Consider the following 17,526-nt stretch of genomic DNA (forward strand, 5'->3'; position numbering starts at 1 on the left):
GCACTGATCAGGAGGGGGAGAGTTTATGTTTATGTGGCGAAATACACGGAACTCGATGGAGAAGCACAACAGAATGTTGAAGGAACTTGAGGCAGATCAAATCTATGAAGATATTCAGTTGGCAAAGCAGGAATGGGAGCGGGCAATGAGACAGTTCGAAGATGCGCAGGGGCAGGATGAGATTGATTATGCCATTTATGTGTTAGAGGCGGCCGAACGGAAGTACCAGATTCATTTGAAGAGAGCGAAGCGAGCCAGAGCAAATGATGATGTTACATCACAGCGAGGGGTTAGTATGTAGAGTTAGATTTACATTAAACACGGAGGTGTACCATATGAAGAGTATTATATTGGGGAGTGTATTGGTTTTATCGTTACTGGGACTTATCGTTGTATTGTTCAGAAAGCGAATAGGGTTATCATTTTTCACGTCTTTCGGAATTCATCTGGTGCTGGCTGCAGTAGGGATATACATCGTGAATTATTCCGGCTGGATTACAGGTGTCTACATCCCGCTGAACCCTGCAACGATAGGGACTGTAACTGTTTTGGGATTGCCAGGTGTGGGCCTGTTATTGGGGCTGAAAATTTCTTTGTTCGGATAGTTGACTCCTAGGATATTTATATGGTACATTATATCTCGTTGCTTTGCTTGCTTGGTTACATGCTTTTGATGAAATGAAGAAGTTCATTACGAACTTCGAAAAAGAATTTCAAAAAAACACTTGACCAAAACAAACGAAGTGTGATATATTATAAAAGTCGCCGCTGAGAGAAAATGGTGACAAAAAACAAGTTTGATCTTTGAAAACTGAACAACGAGTGAGTAAACATTCTGCTTGCAGGATGAACGCGAAAGTTTGAAACAAGCCGTGGCTTGGATCAACTGGAGCACAAATGAGATTTTTAATCTCGTCAGATTCAAAATGAGCTTATCGCTCTTTTCAATACTTTATTGGAGAGTTTGATCCTGGCTCAGGACGAACGCTGGCGGCATGCCTAATACATGCAAGTCGAGCGGACTTGAAGAGAAGCTTGCTTCTCTGATGGTTAGCGGCGGACGGGTGAGTAACACGTAGGCAACCTGCCCTCAAGTTTGGGACAACTACCGGAAACGGTAGCTAATACCGAATAGTTGTTTTCTTCGCCTGAAGGAAACTGGAAAGACGGAGCAATCTGTCACTTGAGGATGGGCCTGCGGCGCATTAGCTAGTTGGTGAGGTAACGGCTCACCAAGGCGACGATGCGTAGCCGACCTGAGAGGGTGATCGGCCACACTGGGACTGAGACACGGCCCAGACTCCTACGGGAGGCAGCAGTAGGGAATCTTCCGCAATGGGCGAAAGCCTGACGGAGCAATGCCGCGTGAGTGATGAAGGTTTTCGGATCGTAAAGCTCTGTTGCCAGGGAAGAACGCTTGGGAGAGTAACTGCTCTCAAGGTGACGGTACCTGAGAAGAAAGCCCCGGCTAACTACGTGCCAGCAGCCGCGGTAATACGTAGGGGGCAAGCGTTGTCCGGAATTATTGGGCGTAAAGCGCGCGCAGGCGGTCATTTAAGTCTGGTGTTTAATCCCGGGGCTCAACCCCGGATCGCACTGGAAACTGGGTGACTTGAGTGCAGAAGAGGAGAGTGGAATTCCACGTGTAGCGGTGAAATGCGTAGATATGTGGAGGAACACCAGTGGCGAAGGCGACTCTCTGGGCTGTAACTGACGCTGAGGCGCGAAAGCGTGGGGAGCAAACAGGATTAGATACCCTGGTAGTCCACGCCGTAAACGATGAGTGCTAGGTGTTAGGGGTTTCGATACCCTTGGTGCCGAAGTTAACACATTAAGCACTCCGCCTGGGGAGTACGGTCGCAAGACTGAAACTCAAAGGAATTGACGGGGACCCGCACAAGCAGTGGAGTATGTGGTTTAATTCGAAGCAACGCGAAGAACCTTACCAGGTCTTGACATCCCTCTGACCGGTACAGAGATGTATCTTTCCTTCGGGACAGAGGAGACAGGTGGTGCATGGTTGTCGTCAGCTCGTGTCGTGAGATGTTGGGTTAAGTCCCGCAACGAGCGCAACCCTTATATTTAGTTGCCAGCACTTCGGGTGGGCACTCTAGATAGACTGCCGGTGACAAACCGGAGGAAGGTGGGGATGACGTCAAATCATCATGCCCCTTATGACCTGGGCTACACACGTACTACAATGGCCGGTACAACGGGCTGCGAAATCGCGAGATGGAGCCAATCCCAACAAAGCCGGTCTCAGTTCGGATTGCAGGCTGCAACTCGCCTGCATGAAGTCGGAATTGCTAGTAATCGCGGATCAGCATGCCGCGGTGAATACGTTCCCGGGTCTTGTACACACCGCCCGTCACACCACGAGAGTTTATAACACCCGAAGTCGGTGGGGTAACCGCAAGGAGCCAGCCGCCGAAGGTGGGATAGATGATTGGGGTGAAGTCGTAACAAGGTAGCCGTATCGGAAGGTGCGGCTGGATCACCTCCTTTCTATGGAGAATCGTTTCCTGTAACGGAAACATTCAAATAAGCAGGTTCTTAGAACCTGCGACCGCAATTCATTTTGGTCCTTCACCTTGGTGTGGATGAAATGAAGAGCAAAACACTCACTCGTTGCTCAGTTTTGAGAGTTCAAACTCTCAAACGTTTGGTGGCGATAGCGAAGGGGTTCCACACGTTCCCATCCCGAACACGACCGTTAAGCCCTTCAGCGTCAATGGTACTTGGACCGCAGGGTCCTGGGAGAGTAGAACGCCGCCAAGCGTAACCCATTTTGGGTTCAAATAGTATATATAATGTGGGCCCTTAGCTCAGTTGGTTAGAGCGCACCTCTGATAAGGGTGAGGCCGGTGGTTCGAGTCCACCAGGGCCCACCATCTACACCTTTTAACTTCATATGGGGCCATAGCTCAGCTGGGAGAGCGCCTGCCTTGCAAGCAGGAGGTCAGCGGTTCGATCCCGCTTGGCTCCACCAAAAATGTTTTACCAGTTTGTTCTTTGAAAACTAGATATCGAAACGAAACAAACGCGAATTAGAACATTCCTTTTTAGCTGAACTTGTGCAAACAAGTTTCAATAAAAACGGTAGTTAATTGCTTTTGCGATGGTATTGAATGGGAGTGACTTTTGGCTTTGCGCAAGCAAAACAAGGGAAGCGAGCAGTCAAAACCGGAGCAATATGGTTAAGCTACTAAGAGCACACGGAGGATGCCTAGGCGCTAGGAGCCGATGAAGGACGTGGCGAACAACGAAACTGCCTCGGGGAGCTGTAAGCAAGCTTTGATCCGGGGGTGTCCGAATGGGGAAACCCAGCTGGGGTAATTTCCAGTTACTCACAACTGAATACATAGGTTGTGTAGAGGCATACCAGGGGAACTGAAACATCTAAGTACCCTGAGGAAGAGAAAACAATAGTGATTCCGTCAGTAGCGGCGAGCGAACGCGGAGAAGCCCAAACCAGAGAGCTTGCTCTTTGGGGTTGTGGGACGTCTCACATGGAGTTACAAAGGAACCGGTTAAGCGAAGAGGTCTGGAAAGGCCCGCCAAAGAAGGTAAAAGCCCTGTAATTGAAAGTTGGTTCCCTCCGAGACGGATCCCGAGTAGTGCGGGGCACGTGAAACCCCGTATGAATCCGGCAGGACCATCTGCCAAGGCTAAATACTTCCTAGCGACCGATAGTGAAGCAGTACCGTGAGGGAAAGGTGAAAAGCACCCCGGAAGGGGAGTGAAATAGAACCTGAAACCGTGTGCTTACAAAAAGTCAGAGCCCGTTTTAGGGGTGATGGCGTGCCTTTTGTAGAATGAACCGGCGAGTTACGTTCCCGTGCAAGGTTAAGGTGAAGAGCCGGAGCCGCAGCGAAAGCGAGTCTGAATAGGGCGACATAGTACGTGGACGTAGACCCGAAACCGGGTGATCTACCCCTGTCCAGGGTGAAGGTGCGGTAACACGCACTGGAGGCCCGAACCCACGCATGTTGAAAAATGCGGGGATGAGGTGGGGGTAGCGGAGAAATTCCAATCGAACTCGGAGATAGCTGGTTCTCCCCGAAATAGCTTTAGGGCTAGCCTCGGAAAACAGAGTCGTGGAGGTAGAGCACTGATTGGGTGCGGGGCCCGCAAGGGTTACCAAGCTCAGTCAAACTCCGAATGCCATAGACTTACTTCCGGGAGTCAGACAGTGAGTGCTAAGATCCATTGTCAAAAGGGAAACAGCCCAGACCATCAGCTAAGGTCCCCAAGTGTGTGTTAAGTGGGAAAGGATGTGGAGTTGCACAGACAACCAGGATGTTGGCTTAGAAGCAGCCATCATTTAAAGAGTGCGTAATAGCTCACTGGTCGAGTGACTCTGCGCCGAAAATGTAACGGGGCTAAACACACCACCGAAGCTATGGCTTGATACGATGTATCAGGGGTAGGGGAGCGTTGTATAAGGGTTGAAGGTGTACCGTAAGGAGCGCTGGACATTATACAAGTGAGAATGCCGGTATGAGTAACGAAAAGATCAGTGAGAATCTGATCCGCCGAAAGCCTAAGGGTTCCTGAGGAAGGCTCGTCCGCTCAGGGTAAGTCGGGACCTAAGGCGAGGCCGAAAGGCGTAGTCGAAGGACAACAGGTCGAAATTCCTGTACCACCGTAAGCCGTTATGAGCAATGGGGGGACGCAGTAGGGTAGTGACGCGGACTGATGGATGTCCGTCTAAGCAGTAAGGCTGATGTGTAGGCAAATCCGCACATCGTAAGGCTGAGCTGTGATGGGGAGTGAAAATTACAGTAGCGAAGGTCATGATCTCACACTGCCAAGAAAAGCCTCTAGCCAGGTGATGGTGCCCGTACCGCAAACCGACACAGGTAGGCGAGAAGAGTATTCTAAGGCGCGCGGAAGAACTCTCGTTAAGGAACTCGGCAAAATGACCCCGTAACTTCGGGAGAAGGGGTGCCCCGGTAGTGTGAATAGCACGAGGGGGCCGCAGTGAAAAGGCCCAAGCGACTGTTTAGCAAAAACACAGGTCTGTGCGAAGCCGTAAGGCGAAGTATACGGGCTGACGCCTGCCCGGTGCTGGAAGGTTAAGGGGAGTGGTTAGGGAGTAATCCCGAAGCTGTGAACCGAAGCCCCAGTAAACGGCGGCCGTAACTATAACGGTCCTAAGGTAGCGAAATTCCTTGTCAGGTAAATTCTGACCCGCACGAATGGCGTAACGACTTGGGCGCTGTCTCAACGAGAGATCCGGTGAAATTTTAATACCTGTGAAGATGCAGGTTACCCGCGACAAGACGGAAAGACCCCATGGAGCTTTACTGCAGCTTGATATTGAATTTGGGTACGATCTGTACAGGATAGGTGGGAGCCTTTGAAGCGTGAGCGCCAGCTTGCGTGGAGGCAACGTTGGGATACCACCCTGATCGTATCTAGGTTCTAACCTGGTACCGTAATCCGGTGCGGGGACAGTGTCAGGTGGGCAGTTTGACTGGGGCGGTCGCCTCCTAAAGAGTAACGGAGGCGCCCAAAGGTTCCCTCAGAATGGTTGGAAATCATTCGAAGAGTGCAAAGGCATAAGGGAGCTTGACTGCGAGACCTACAAGTCGAGCAGGGACGAAAGTCGGGCTTAGTGATCCGGTGGTACCGCATGGAAGGGCCATCGCTCAACGGATAAAAGCTACCCTGGGGATAACAGGCTTATCTCCCCCAAGAGTCCACATCGACGGGGAGGTTTGGCACCTCGATGTCGGCTCATCGCATCCTGGGGCTGAAGTAGGTCCCAAGGGTTGGGCTGTTCGCCCATTAAAGCGGTACGCGAGCTGGGTTCAGAACGTCGTGAGACAGTTCGGTCCCTATCTGTCGTGGGCGTAGGAAATTTGAGAGGAGCTGTCCTTAGTACGAGAGGACCGGGATGGACGTACCGCTGGTGTACCAGTTGTTCCGCCAGGAGCACCGCTGGGTAGCTATGTACGGAAGGGATAAACGCTGAAAGCATCTAAGCGTGAAGCCCCCCTCAAGATGAGATTTCCCAGTATGTAAGACCCCTTGAAGACGACGAGGTAGATAGGCTGGGGGTGGAAGTGCAGCAATGCATGGAGCTGACCAGTACTAATCGGTCGAGGGCTTATCCAATAGCAAGTTTTTAAATCGCATGTTTCGTTTCGAATCTAGTTTTCAGGGAGCAATCCTTGAATGATGTTGAAGATTGTTATTTGGAGAGATACCCAAGTGGCTATAAGGGGACCCTCTGCTAAGGGGTTAGACTGCGTAAGCGGTGCGAGGGTTCGAATCCCTCTCTCTCCGCCATCTTTACCTTAAGATGGACAAGCAATCAAGACACAATTAATATGGCGGTGTAGCTCAGCTGGCTAGAGCGTACGGTTCATACCCGTAAGGTCGGGGGTTCGATCCCCTCCGCCGCTACCATATTACCCAGGAGGCTTAGCTCAGCTGGGAGAGCATCTGCCTTACAAGCAGAGGGTCGGGGGTTCGATCCCCTCAGCCTCCACCATATACGCCGGTGTAGCTCAACTGGTAGAGCAACTGACTTGTAATCAGTAGGTTGGGGGTTCAAGTCCTCTCGCCGGCACCATTAATGCCTGGAACCGTGGTGTAGTTGGCCTAACATGCCTGCCTGTCACGCAGGAGATCGCGGGTTCGAATCCCGTCGGTTCCGCCATTAATCCTAAAAATTAAATATGGCTCGGTAGCTCAGTCGGTAGAGCAGAGGACTGAAAATCCTCGTGTCGGCGGTTCGATTCCGTCCCGAGCCACCTTTAATCCTTGGAGGATTAGCGAAGTGGCCAAACGCATCAGACTGTAAATCTGCTCCCGTACGGGTTCGGTGGTTCGAATCCATCATCCTCCACCAGTTTTATGAGTCATTAGCTCAGTTGGTAGAGCACCTGACTTTTAATCAGGGTGTCGAAGGTTCGAGCCCTTCATGACTCATCTTTTAGAAAAGAGTGATTAATCATTAATTTGATTAGTCACTCTTTTTTGTTATGTAATTTTAGCTGAATATGGATATTTATTAATGCTGTGCAAGATATGATAAAATAGTAGAAAATAAGCAGAGTGGTGGCGTTCATTATATGAAGCTCATACCTGATCTAAAACAACAAATTGAAGTCATTATAGGTACAACTTTGGATGAATACGAAATCACAATACAAGAATGGATGCAATCTGTGGAGAATTTGGTTTCTCTTCATGGACAATCGGAGAACTTTGGTGATGAAGGTGAGAGTCAGGAGCTGCCTGATCAATCTAGATCTCAAGGTTCATTATCCAATGTGATCAGTCTGAATACGGGAGAGCGTATATTTTTTAAGGTTCGGATGAATGAAAAAGAAGAGACCGTCGTGTGTTGGGGATGTGCTGCAAGGTCTATCACTGTGGAAACACGGCAATTAATTGAGCTTTTGATCCGTACTAACACGGGACTAACCGCTGAGGCACAGCCTGTTGTATATGAGAATGATAGAGAGCAGTATCTAACTGAATTGGGTCTCTGGCTTAAAGTGCAGATCGAACAACCAACCAAGCAGGATTCTGAAGCTGTTCCTGATCGGTTTTTAGTGGCGGCAGGATTGAATACGGAGAAGATTCTGTTCTTGTTGCAAGGGGATACACCAGATGCACATCGTTTACGTTCCAAGGAACTCAACAAGTTGCTCGAGAGTTATTTTGGCGAGGAGATTGTATTGATTCCTTTAGGGGAGCAAGAGTGGATTTTCATGGGGGATAAAGAGATTGTTACAGAAGAAGCCGAGGAAGATACGACGGAGGCCAAGAAAGACTCACTAAACGCTTTTTGTCTGGGGCTGCATGAATTGGTCGCAAGTGAGTGGGCAGGCGTGTTCCATCTCTCTGCATCCCTACCATGCATTCCGGCACAACAACTAGTATCGGTCACAGCTCTTCTTAAAGAGAGTGTTCAATTGGGCAGGGCGTTCCATGTTACGCAGCATATCCATCTTCCATGGGATCTGCACCTGGAGCGGTTGGTAGCGAGCATTCCAGATGAACAACGCATACGTTTTATACAGGAAACAGGCAAAGACACGTTAATCTTCAATGACAGTGAGACACTTGCTACGCTTGAAACCTTTTTTAGCCTGGACTGTAATGTTAGCGAGACAGCTAAACGTCTTTTCATTCATCGTAACACGTTGGTATACCGTCTGGACAAGATCAAACAGGAGATTGGCTATGATGTGAGGCACTTCGAAAGTGCTGTTCTGGTGCAGTTTTTGCTGCTTATGTACAAAGTGACGAAAAAGCATTGATATTTTTGTGCAGTTTGCGAATAGTCAAACTTCACGTAGATAGGGTATTATAAAAATACAAATTGTATTCGATTACAAAATGATCTCTGAGGAGGCAACAATCATGGCTGGAGTACGTTTAGAGCATATTTTCAAAAAATACCCGGGTTCTGATAAAGCAACTGTAGTTGACATTAACCTGGACATTAAAGATAAAGAATTTCTGGTGTTGGTAGGTCCGTCCGGTTGTGGTAAATCAACAACACTGCGTATGATCGCAGGCCTTGAGGAAATTTCTGAAGGTAAACTCTATATCGGTGACCGTGTCGTTAATGATGTTGCACCTAAAGACCGCGATATCGCGATGGTATTCCAATCCTATGCCTTGTATCCGCATATGAGCGTATATCAAAACATGGCGTTTGGTTTGAAATTGCGTAAGGTTAAAAAAGATGAGATCGACAAACGTGTACGTGAAGCAGCTAAAATCCTGGATATCGAGCATTTGCTTGAGCGTAAACCTAAGGCATTGTCCGGTGGTCAACGTCAACGTGTCGCTTTGGGACGTGCGATTGTCCGTGATCCACAAGTGTTCTTGATGGATGAGCCTCTCTCCAACTTGGATGCTAAACTGCGTGGTCAAATGCGTGCAGAGATCACTAAACTTGCGAAACGTTTGGAAACGACTGTTATCTACGTAACGCATGACCAGATCGAAGCTATGACGATGGGTGATCGGATCGTTGTTATGAAGGATGGTATCATCCAACAAGCAGCTTCTCCGGAAGAGTTGTATAACCTGCCGGCTAACCTGTTCGTAGCTGGTTTCATCGGTTCCCCGACAATGAACTTTATCTCGGGTAAACTGGCTGAGCAAGGTGCTAATCTTCACTTCGTAGCTCCAGGCGTGGATGTAGAAATCCCGCAAGGTAAAGCACAAGTGTTGAAATCTAGAGGATACATTGGCAAAGAAGTGATTCTGGGTGTTCGTCCAGAAGACATTCACGAAGAGCCAGTATTCCTGGAAGCATCCCCGAACTCTGTATTCTCTACTCACGTAGATGTAACAGAGAACTTGGGTCACGAAATGCTCCTCTACTTGAGCGGTGTTGGTAATGATACAACGATCGCACGTGTAGACGGACGTTCTAACACTCGTGATGGTTCTACAGTTAAAATGGCCATCGATATGAACAAAGTTCATATTTTTGACAAAGAGACTGAAGTGAACGTACTTCTTCAAGACTAATAATACTGAGATTCCTCGGTGACGATGGAACCTGACAGTTAACGCAATTATACATTGTATTGAGAGCCCCTTCCGTTATTGCTGGAAGGGGCTTTTTTAAGATTATTGAATCTATACGTTTTCAGCGGGTCTGAAGGATTCGATGATCGTAAGAAATCTACTAAACCACGAATGTAGCATCCTCGATACGGCTTCGATCAGAAGACTTTTTCTTACTAATGGTTGTGGCAGGCCCCGATTGCATTCAGCTCGGAATTCATTTAAGATTATTTGAAGGTCTGTCTTCTTATTATTAAGAGAATCGACTGTTGGAAGGGTATGCAATCTGTACCCAATGTTGTGAATGCGCTAATAATGGAAAGAACTGATACACGATCTGAATTACATAGAGAGACAGCGAATGCTGAAAGGAAGAGACAAATGGCGAAAAAAGTGAAAGTATCCGAATTGGTACAGCAGTTTCAGTTGGAGGTTGTTTCTGGATCTCAAGGGCTGAAAAGAGTCATTACGGTAGATGATCTGAACCGTCCTGGTCTGGAAATGGCCGGTTATTTTGAATACCATCCACAAGAACGCGTACAGTTGCTTGGAAGAACGGAGCTTGCCTTTTTCGCAATGTTGCCGGAGCAAGAACGACGTGATCGTATGCAACGTCTTTGTACGGAAGAGACGCCTTGTATCGTTGTAACGCGCGGACTTGAAGTTCCGCAAGAACTGATTGATATCAGTGAAGAACGGGACCTGGCTGTATTGCGCAGTAATATGGCCACAACGATTCTGTCCAGCCGGATTACCGGATTTTTGGAGGGCAAATTAGCACCTACTGCAACGATTCATGGTGTACTGTGTGATGTATACGGGGTTGGTATGTTGATCACAGGTAGTAGCGGTATTGGTAAGAGCGAAACAGCGCTTGAACTGGTTAAACGCGGACACCGGCTGATTGCCGATGATGCCGTAGAAATCCGCCAAACATCAGACTTTCAGCTGCACGGTACTGCACCTGAACTGATCCGCCATTTACTCGAAATTCGAGGCGTGGGTATTATCAACGTCATGACTTTGTTCGGAGCCGGTGCGGTTCGTAATAACAAACGGATTACCTTGGTTGTACGTCTGGAAGCATGGCAGCAGGATAAACAATATGATCGTCTGGGTCTGGATGAGGAGACTACACGGATCATTGATACCGATGTGCCACTCGTTACGATTCCTGTTCGTCCGGGACGGAACTTGGCCGTTATTATCGAAGTGGCCGGCATGAACTATCGTCTGAAACAGATGGGTCTTAATGCTGCACTGCAATTCACGAACAAGCTGACAGCAACCATCTCGGAAGATATGGAAGACATGGATTAAGAAGCATATATAAATTGAACTTATGATAAATGGTTGACATGTACTGCTTCTCTGAAGGCGCAGGGCATGCCAACCATTCGTCATGCGTGCGATTGATCGAATCTATAGGAGTGTGAATGAATGGATACATTATTACTGTTGAACCCGATCGCGTTCTCTATCGGAGCGTTAAAGGTTCACTGGTACGGGCTTATTCTTGGTGCCGCAGCACTTGTAGGACTATTGCTCGTGATCCGGGAGGGTAAAAGATACAATATCCCGCAGGAAGTGTTCATGGACATGGTTCTGTTGGGTGTACCATCTGCCATCATTGGCGCCCGCATCTACTACGTAGCATTTAAATGGGAAGATTATAAGGATAATTTCTGGGATGTTTTTAAAATATGGAATGGCGGTATCGCCATCTACGGTGCACTTATCGGTGCCATCATCTGTGCAGTCATTTTCTTCCGTCGTAAAGGGTATAACTTCTGGCGTATGGCCGATATCTGTGCGCCTGGACTGATTGTTGGACAGTTAATTGGTCGCTGGGGGAATTTTGTGAACCAGGAAGCCTACGGCGGTCCTGTAGAAGAATCATTTTTGAGAGACAAGCTTCATCTGCCAGACTTTATTGTGAATCAAATGAACATAGACGGCGTGTTCCACCATCCTGCGTTTTTGTATGAATCGATGTGGAGTCTCGTTGGCTTGGTTTTGCTGCTGGTTCTGCGTCGTCAGAAGTTTCTGCGTTCAGGTGAACTGTTCATGTCTTATTTCATCTGGTACTCCATCGGCCGCTTCTTTATTGAAGCTTTGCGTACGGACAGTCTGGGCTTCCAGGCTCCGCAGTGGGTTGCTTCATTAGTGGACGGGTTGTGGTCTCCAATGACTGCAATGGGCTTCGAACAAGGGTATCTTGATCCTGCATACGGTAATGTGAGAATCTCACAACTGCTCGCTATTGGCATCATTATTGTTGCTGTTGTATTCATTATGGTGAGAAGAGTGACAGGTAAAGCGGATGTTCGTTACAGTGATCCGATTGTATCGACTAAAGTTCCTGCAGATGATATGGAGCATACGGGAACGGTTGCTGGCAAAGAGAATAAGGTAACGCCTCCAGCCAAAGACGATCCGAAGCAAGTTGATGATAAAAAGGAGTAATGCAGCATGATTGACACGGTACTGTTCGATCTGGATGGAACGATTATTGATACCAATGAGCTGATTATCAGCTCATTCCAGCATGTCATGGGGGGATGGGAACATTCAGCTCCATGGACACGGGAACAGATTATTCCGCATATGGGTGGCACACTGGAGCAGCAAATGCGCACCTTCTCAGGACAGGAGGAAGTCTCCGAGTACGTGAAAGGTTACCGTGCCTATAATGATATCCATCATGAAGCGATGGTTAGACCTTTTCCGCATGTTATTGAGGTAGTAGAAGCTCTGCATCAGGCTGGCATTGTGATGGGCGTGGTCACAACCAAAATTCGTCCATCTACATTAAAGGTGCTGGAGCGTTTTGATCTACTGAAGTATATGAAGACGATTGTAACAGTGACTGACGTAACGAATCCGAAGCCGCACGCTGAACCTGTACTGAAAGCCATGACGGAACTGGGTGCAGATCCTGCCAAAACGTTAATGGTGGGTGACAGTCCGGTGGATATCCAATCGGCACAAAATGCGGGCGCTCTCTCAGCAGGAGTTGCATGGTCTCTTAAAGGGGAAACGATCCTGAATGGATATGGCCCCGATCATATGTTGCATGATATGAGAGACTTGTTGAAACTCATCCGTATTGAAACGGAACGTTCATGAGAAAAGTAACCCGCTATCCGGTAGAGGACCAGAATGCACTTTGGCATATCTACAAGACAGTGAGTCCGTGGAAGGGCGTTCGTAATTTTATCTGGATCCAGTTGTCACGCTACTGTCCGATTCTACCGGTGAAGAACTGGATTTACCGCCGGATGCTCGGTATGAAGGTGGGAAAACACACGGCCTTTGGCCTGATGGTGATGGTAGATGTGTTCTTTCCGGAGAAAATAACGGTCGGTGAAAACTCGGTCATTGGTTACAACACAACGATTCTCGCTCATGAGTATCTCATTAAGGAGTACAGGCTCGGTGAGGTGATTATCGGGGAAAATGTATTGATTGGTGCCAATACAACAATTCTGCCCGGGGTGACTATAGGGGATGGAGCCGTTGTGGCTGCCGGAGCTGTCGTACATAAGGATGTTGCTCCAGGAGCTTTTGTTGGAGGCAATCCACTACGTGATCTATCACGTCCGGCAGCTACTACGGAAGAGACTGTCTTTAACATGGATGATTCTTCTCAGGGTAGTGTGCATTAAGTCCATAAAGTGATAAATGAATGAAGATGAATCAATGAAGATGATTCGAAGTAAAAAGCTGCTGATGGCAGCTTTTTTCGTATATAAATACCGATTGGTGAGGGTAACGGTGCGTGTATATAACAATATGTTCATCCAAGGGCGTTCAAGCCCCGGTATTGTTGACGGTAATGCGGATTTCATGTTATCATATCCCATATCCTTTAGTTTGTTAGCACTTTACCATGTGAAAGCACCTTGAGAATTAAACATGATAAAGATTGAACTAAACCAATAGTTGAAGGCTTTTGCGGCAATACGGTGATTCGGGTTTATAAGATAGAATGGGGATTTACACTACATAAATCCTGTTGAAATAGAACGAGTGCGACACTTAAATTACTGACTCGGGGTGAATATAACCAATGTCCAAACCAAAAGGTTTTGAAAAACCGACCGGATTCCGCGACTATACACCACATGTAGTATCCAAGCTACGGACGATTGAACGAAATGTACTGGAATGCATGGAACGCTGGGGTTACCGTCAGATCATCACGCCAACGATTGAATATTACGATACCGTAGGAGTAGCAAGCTCTACATCAGATCGAAAACTGTTTAAATTATTGAACAGCCGCGGAACCACGCTGGTGCTAAGATCGGATCTAACGGCTCCGATAGCACGTGTAGTTTCGTCTATGCTCAAAGATGAGCAGTTTCCGCTGCGTCTGTCCTACCATGCCAACGTATTCCGCTCCATTGAAGAGGAAGCTGGACGTGAAGCTGAATTCTTCCAGACAGGCGTGGAGCTGGTCGGGGACGACTCACCTGAAGCGGATGCAGAAGTTGTTGCGTTAGCAATTGCCTCTTTGCAGGCAGCGGGGGTATCTTCTTTTAAAATAGCAATGGGGCATATGGGATTCCTGAACGGATTATTGGAGGAAGTGATTCCAGGCCAGACCGCTGAGCAGGAGCAATTGAAGGAAGGTCTGCTCGGACGTGATTATGTCGGCTATCGCCAGTCCATTGAAGCATTGAATCTGGAGCCTAAGCTGAAAGAACAGCTCGAAGCGATCCTGCGTCTACGTGGTGGTAAGGAAGTATGCACACATGCGGCAGAGCTAAGTTCAAGCGCTGAAGCAGCTCAATCGATAGCACATCTGTGTGCGGTATTCGAAGTGTTGGAGGCTTACGGTGTATCCGAGCATGTACTGATTGATCTGACGATGATCGGTGATTTCTCCTATTATACGGGCATGACGTTTGAAGGGTATGCGGCAGAACTGGGCTCACCGGTATGTAGCGGCGGACGGTATGATAATCTGTTACAACAGTTTGGGCGCTCGTTGCCAGCTACAGGCTTTGCACTGAAAACCAACCGGATTATTGATGGCGTTCATGGCATTATCATTGAAGAGAAAAAACTAATACTTATCCAATATAGCTCGAAACGTCGGGCCGAGGCACTAACAGAAGCAGCAAGATTACGCAGTATGGGTCAAAATGTAGTGACACTCCTTCTTCCTGAAGACGGGGCTGAGGGAAATGCTGTATCGAGTGGTGCAACAATTGTTCAGGCTGAGCAGGTTATTACTTACGGATCTGAAGAAGGAGGACGCTGAGATGTCGGATATTCTGAAGGTGGCCATGCCGAAGGGACGAATCTATAAAAAAGCCTCCAAATTGTTCCGTGAAGCGGGACTGGATATTCCAGAAGACGTGGACGATACACGCAGACTGGTCATTGAAGTACCGGAAGCGGGAATGGAATTCATCATGGCGAAGCCCGTGGATGTTCCAACGTATGTGGAGTACGGTGTTGCCGATATCGGAATTGTTGGTAAAGACGTGCTGCTGGAGGAAGATCGGGATGTGTACGAACTGTTGAATCTGGGAATCGCCCAGTGCCGTATGTCTGTGATCGGACTTCCCGACTGGAAGCCAGGCATCCAGCAACGTGTTGCAACGAAGTATCCAAGGATTGCTTCGCAGTATTTCCGGGAGCAGGGGCAACAGGTCGAGGTGATCAAGCTGAATGGTTCCATTGAGCTTGCACCCCTGATTGGTCTGGCAGACCGGATTGTCGATCTGGTGGAGACAGGTCAGACGCTGCGCGAGAACGGACTTGTGGAGATGACAGGCATTCTGGATATCACGAGCCGTCTTATCGCCAATCGGGTAAGTTATCGGATGAAAAATGCACGAATCCAGGCTTTGTGTGATGCACTTCAGCAGGTCATTCCGGCTTCGAATGAGATTTCGGCGGGAAGTCTTCGGGGATAAACTAATGCGTCGGAAATATAGATGAGAAACATGTAAAGCAAAGGTAAGAGGCACAACATAGAAACGAATCGGCATAAATAGGCAGGCATTACAGGGGATAAGGAGGTTGTACGCATGAAAATTGTACCTGCACGGGAGTTTGATCTGAAGCGGGAAGTAGAGTATGGTACGCCGGAGCAAAATGAAACGGTACGGCGCATTGTCAGCGACATTCGCCGGGAGGGAGATACGGCCCTGCTGCGTTACACGGAGCAGCTGGATCGCACGAAGCTGACGGCAGCGGAGCTACGCGTACCGCAGGAAGAGCTGCAGGCGGCTTATGCAGCTGTGGAGCCATCCTTTGTGACGGCGATTCGCCAAGCTGCCGCCAACATTCGTGCGTTTCACGAGAAGCAGAAACGCAATTCTTGGATGGATTGGCAGCCGGACGGCAGTCTGCTGGGCCAGGTCATCCGACCGCTGAAGCGGGTCGGTGTCTATGTACCTGGCGGCAAAGCAGCGTATCCATCGTCTGTGCTGATGAATGTGATTCCGGCACAGGTGGCAGGCGTGCCGGAGATTGTTCTCGTGACGCCGCCGTCTACGAACGGCGGCGAAGGTATTGACCCGTACATTCTCGTTGCTGCTGCGGAAGCAGGCGTGAGCGAGATGTACCGGGTTGGCGGCGCTCAGGCCATCGCCGCCCTGGCTTACGGCACGGAAAGCATTGCCCCGGTCGACAAGATCTGTGGACCGGGCAATATCTACGTGGCGCTCGCGAAGCGCGAGGTGTACGGTGCGGTCGATATCGACAGTATCGCCGGGCCGAGTGAGATTGTGGTGCTCGCCGATGATACGGCGAATCCGGTGTATGTCGCCGCAGACCTGTTGTCGCAGGCGGAACATGACGAGATGGCATCGGCCATTCTCGTCACCAATTCGGCCTCGCTGGCGGAAGCCGTGCAGGGCGAAGTGCAGCGCCAGCTTGCTGTGCTGCCGCGGCGGGATATCGCTGCTGCTTCCGTGGAGCAGTATGGCGCGATTATAGTAGTCGATTCCATCGATGAGGGAATCGATGTGGTGAACCGGCTCGCACCGGAGCATCTGGAGATCATGGTGCAGGAGCCAATGGCTTACGCTGGCCGGATCGAAAATGCCGGCGCGATTTTCCTCGGCCCGTACAGTTCGGAGCCGGTAGGGGATTATTTTGCCGGACCGAATCATATTATTCCGACCAATGGAACTGCGCGGTTCAGTTCACCGGTGGATGTGGATGATTTTATCAAGAAGTCGAGTCTGATCTATTATAGTAAAGAAGCGCTGCTGCAGAACGGAGCGGCTATCATAGAGTTGGCCCGCCATGAGGGTCTTGAGGGACATGCCCGTGCAATCGCTGTACGGTTAGAACAGGAAGGAAAGGCGGAATCAGACAATGGATAAGCAAAATAATGGTGTGGAACTTGGAAACAAAGGTGCGGTGCGCCAAGCAGAGGTTGATCGCAAAACAAACGAGACCAATATCCAATTGGCTTTTGCTGTAGATGGAACGGGACAATCCACGATTGAAACGGATGTGCCCTTCTTGAACCATATGCTGGATCTGTTCACGAAGCACGGTCAATTCGACCTGAACGTGCAGGCTCGCGGAGATATCGACATCGATGATCACCACACAGTTGAAGACATCGGCATCTGTCTGGGGCAGACGTTGCGTGAAGCTTTGGGTGACAAACGCGGGATCAAGCGCTACGCCAGTGTTTTTGTACCGATGGATGAGGCACTCGCTCAGGTCATTATCGATGTGAGCAACCGACCTCACTTTGAATACCGTGCAGAATACCCTTCCCAACAGGTAGGCAGTTTCTCCACGGAGTTGGTCCATGAATTCCTGTGGAAATTGGCGCTGGAAGCTCGGATTACGTTGCATGTCATTGTACATTATGGCCAGAACACTCACCACATGATTGAAGCGATCTTTAAGGCATTGGGACGTGCACTGGATGAAGCAACGATGATTGATCCACGTGTAACGGGTGTGCCTTCCACGAAGGGAGTGCTGTAGACG

The 17,526-nt window shown here is 48.9% G+C and carries 12 protein-coding genes, 10 tRNA genes and 3 rRNA genes; all 25 read left to right on the forward strand.

What is annotated here, in order from left to right; all coding sequences use genetic code 11:
* The first annotated feature begins 73 nt into the window (after positions 1 to 73).
* The 25 genes from AC4G47_RS00665 (at position 74) to hisB (ending at position 17,523) form a co-directional block, all read left to right on the forward strand.
* Positions 74 to 301 carry a DUF2508 family protein gene (locus AC4G47_RS00665; protein ID WP_458127124.1) on the forward strand — a complete coding sequence of 76 codons (228 nt, stop codon included), beginning with the start codon at positions 74 to 76 and terminating at the stop codon, positions 299 to 301.
* Between the two features lie 34 nt (positions 302 to 335).
* Complete coding sequence (locus tag AC4G47_RS00670; RefSeq protein WP_458124861.1) at positions 336 to 605, forward strand: pro-sigmaK processing inhibitor BofA family protein; 270 nt, start codon at positions 336 to 338, stop codon at positions 603 to 605.
* A 347-nt stretch (positions 606 to 952) separates the two neighbouring features.
* Positions 953 to 2,505: ribosomal RNA gene (locus AC4G47_RS00675) — 16S ribosomal RNA — on the forward strand.
* 156 nt (positions 2,506 to 2,661) lie between these two features.
* Positions 2,662 to 2,778 (forward strand): 5S ribosomal RNA (rrf, locus tag AC4G47_RS00680).
* 36 nt (positions 2,779 to 2,814) lie between these two features.
* Positions 2,815 to 2,891 (forward strand) — tRNA-Ile (locus AC4G47_RS00685).
* A gap of 22 nt (positions 2,892 to 2,913) precedes the next feature.
* Positions 2,914 to 2,989, forward strand: a tRNA-Ala gene (locus AC4G47_RS00690).
* Positions 2,990 to 3,195: 206 nt separating this feature from the next.
* Positions 3,196 to 6,123, forward strand: a 23S ribosomal RNA gene (locus tag AC4G47_RS00695).
* The 16S, 23S and 5S rRNA genes sit together here with 10 tRNA genes alongside, the layout of an rRNA operon.
* 82 nt (positions 6,124 to 6,205) lie before the next feature.
* A tRNA-Ser gene (locus tag AC4G47_RS00700) sits at positions 6,206 to 6,297 on the forward strand.
* Positions 6,298 to 6,340: 43 nt separating this feature from the next.
* A tRNA-Met gene (locus AC4G47_RS00705) sits at positions 6,341 to 6,417 on the forward strand.
* 9 nt (positions 6,418 to 6,426) lie between these two features.
* Positions 6,427 to 6,502 (forward strand) — tRNA-Val (locus tag AC4G47_RS00710).
* A 5-nt stretch (positions 6,503 to 6,507) separates the two neighbouring features.
* Positions 6,508 to 6,583, forward strand: a tRNA-Thr gene (locus tag AC4G47_RS00715).
* 9 nt (positions 6,584 to 6,592) lie between these two features.
* Positions 6,593 to 6,670 (forward strand) — tRNA-Asp (locus tag AC4G47_RS00720).
* 21 nt (positions 6,671 to 6,691) lie between these two features.
* A tRNA-Phe gene (locus tag AC4G47_RS00725) sits at positions 6,692 to 6,764 on the forward strand.
* Between the two features lie 12 nt (positions 6,765 to 6,776).
* Positions 6,777 to 6,862 (forward strand) — tRNA-Tyr (locus AC4G47_RS00730).
* Positions 6,863 to 6,869: 7 nt separating this feature from the next.
* Positions 6,870 to 6,942 (forward strand) — tRNA-Lys (locus AC4G47_RS00735).
* A gap of 143 nt (positions 6,943 to 7,085) precedes the next feature.
* Positions 7,086 to 8,282, forward strand: coding sequence for a PucR family transcriptional regulator (locus AC4G47_RS00740; protein ID WP_491104326.1), 1,197 nt, complete (start codon positions 7,086 to 7,088; stop codon positions 8,280 to 8,282).
* 103 nt (positions 8,283 to 8,385) lie between these two features.
* Positions 8,386 to 9,510: an ABC transporter ATP-binding protein gene (locus tag AC4G47_RS00745; protein ID WP_062837775.1), complete on the forward strand. Its 1,125-nt coding sequence runs from the start codon at positions 8,386 to 8,388 to the stop codon at positions 9,508 to 9,510.
* A gap of 420 nt (positions 9,511 to 9,930) precedes the next feature.
* Entirely contained in the window at positions 9,931 to 10,869 is a 939-nt protein-coding gene (gene hprK, locus AC4G47_RS00750) for an HPr(Ser) kinase/phosphatase (protein ID WP_458124863.1), read from the forward strand.
* A 120-nt stretch (positions 10,870 to 10,989) separates the two neighbouring features.
* On the forward strand, positions 10,990 to 12,015 hold the full coding sequence (gene lgt, locus AC4G47_RS00755; RefSeq protein WP_491104327.1) for a prolipoprotein diacylglyceryl transferase: 1,026 nt from the start codon (positions 10,990 to 10,992) through the stop codon (positions 12,013 to 12,015).
* Between the two features lie 6 nt (positions 12,016 to 12,021).
* Positions 12,022 to 12,678, forward strand: a complete 657-nt coding sequence (gene ppaX / locus AC4G47_RS00760; protein ID WP_124118335.1) for a pyrophosphatase PpaX — start codon at positions 12,022 to 12,024, stop codon at positions 12,676 to 12,678.
* Entirely contained in the window at positions 12,675 to 13,217 is a 543-nt protein-coding gene (locus AC4G47_RS00765) for an acyltransferase (RefSeq protein WP_491104329.1), read from the forward strand. Before ppaX ends, AC4G47_RS00765 begins: the two co-directional genes overlap by 4 nt.
* A gap of 404 nt (positions 13,218 to 13,621) precedes the next feature.
* Positions 13,622 to 14,821, forward strand: a complete 1,200-nt coding sequence (locus AC4G47_RS00770; RefSeq protein ID WP_491104330.1) for an ATP phosphoribosyltransferase regulatory subunit — start codon at positions 13,622 to 13,624, stop codon at positions 14,819 to 14,821.
* A 1-nt stretch (position 14,822) separates the two neighbouring features.
* Positions 14,823 to 15,482: an ATP phosphoribosyltransferase gene (gene hisG / locus AC4G47_RS00775; RefSeq protein ID WP_091012003.1), complete on the forward strand. Its 660-nt coding sequence runs from the start codon at positions 14,823 to 14,825 to the stop codon at positions 15,480 to 15,482.
* 114 nt (positions 15,483 to 15,596) lie between these two features.
* The gene (hisD, locus tag AC4G47_RS00780; protein WP_491104331.1) at positions 15,597 to 16,901 is read left to right on the forward strand and encodes a histidinol dehydrogenase; all 1,305 of its coding nucleotides are present in this window, start codon (positions 15,597 to 15,599) and stop codon (positions 16,899 to 16,901) included.
* Positions 16,894 to 17,523 (forward strand): imidazoleglycerol-phosphate dehydratase HisB, encoded by a 630-nt coding sequence (hisB, locus tag AC4G47_RS00785; RefSeq protein WP_491104332.1) that lies wholly within the window; start codon positions 16,894 to 16,896, stop codon positions 17,521 to 17,523. Before hisD ends, hisB begins: the two co-directional genes overlap by 8 nt.
* Positions 17,524 to 17,526 lie beyond the last annotated feature (3 nt).

The sequence above is a fragment of the Paenibacillus sp. Negev47 genome, assembly GCF_058313655.1.